Origin of the sequence: Pseudoalteromonas shioyasakiensis, from assembly GCF_022398475.1 — a bacterium.
Lineage (GTDB): Bacteria > Pseudomonadota > Gammaproteobacteria > Enterobacterales > Alteromonadaceae > Pseudoalteromonas.
This window is the reverse complement of record NZ_JAKEVM010000298.1, coordinates 1-811: the sequence shown is the minus strand read 5'-3', so window position 1 is coordinate 811 and position 811 is coordinate 1. Positions and strand designations below refer to the sequence as shown.

The following is an 811-nucleotide window of genomic DNA, read 5'->3' as shown; positions in this document are numbered from 1 at the left end:
CCTCAAGGTTGTGTACCAACGGTCAAAATACTGACAGAATTAAATTTGCGGCACTAGCTCAGTTGGTAGAGCGCAACCTTGCCAAGGTTGAGGTCACGAGTTCGAGCCTCGTGTGCCGCTCCAATTATTTGGAAGCGATAAGGCGGAATGGCAGAGTGGCCATGCAGCGGATTGCAAATCCGTCTACCTCGGTTCGACTCCGGGTTCCGCCTCCATATAATACTCCACATGCTCTTACGAGCGACCCGATGCCCGGGTGGTGGAATTGGTAGACACAAGGGATTTAAAATCCCTCGCTGGTAACAGCGTGCCGGTTCAAGTCCGGCCCCGGGCACCATTTAAACTTAAATAGTTTATTGGATGAAGAAATAAATTTGCGGCACTAGTTCAGTTGCCAGAACGTTATCATCGCAACCTCAAGGTTGTGTACCAACGGTCAAAATACTGACAGAATTAAATTTGCGGCACTAGCTCAGTTGGTAGAGCGCAACCTTGCCAAGGTTGAGGTCACGAGTTCGAGCCTCGTGTGCCGCTCCAATTATTTGGAAGCGATAAGGCGGAATGGCAGAGTGGCCATGCAGCGGATTGCAAATCCGTCTACCTCGGTTCGACTCCGGGTTCCGCCTCCATATAATACTCCACATGCTCTTACGAGCGACCCGATGCCCGGGTGGTGGAATTGGTAGACACAAGGGATTTAAAATCCCTCGCTGGTAACAGCGTGCCGGTTCAAGTCCGGCCCCGGGCACCATTTATATAGAATACCTCTCCTCTATTTGCACCATTTATATAGAATACCTCTCCTCTATTT

Annotated in this window: 6 tRNA genes; all 6 read left to right on the top strand. The window is 50.2% G+C overall.

Features of this window, described 5'->3' with window-relative positions:
* Nucleotides 1–47: 47 nt before the first annotated feature.
* A tRNA-Gly gene (locus L1D51_RS21585) sits at nt 48–123 on the top strand.
* 18 nt (nt 124–141) lie between these two features.
* Nucleotides 142–215 (top strand) — tRNA-Cys (locus L1D51_RS21580).
* 35 nt (nt 216–250) lie between these two features.
* A tRNA-Leu gene (locus L1D51_RS21575) sits at nt 251–337 on the top strand.
* Nucleotides 338–461: 124 nt separating this feature from the next.
* A tRNA-Gly gene (locus L1D51_RS21570) sits at nt 462–537 on the top strand.
* An 18-nt stretch (nt 538–555) separates the two neighbouring features.
* Nucleotides 556–629: transfer RNA gene (locus tag L1D51_RS21565), tRNA-Cys, on the top strand.
* A gap of 35 nt (nt 630–664) precedes the next feature.
* Nucleotides 665–751, top strand: a tRNA-Leu gene (locus L1D51_RS21560).
* Nucleotides 752–811: the final 60 nt, after the last annotated feature.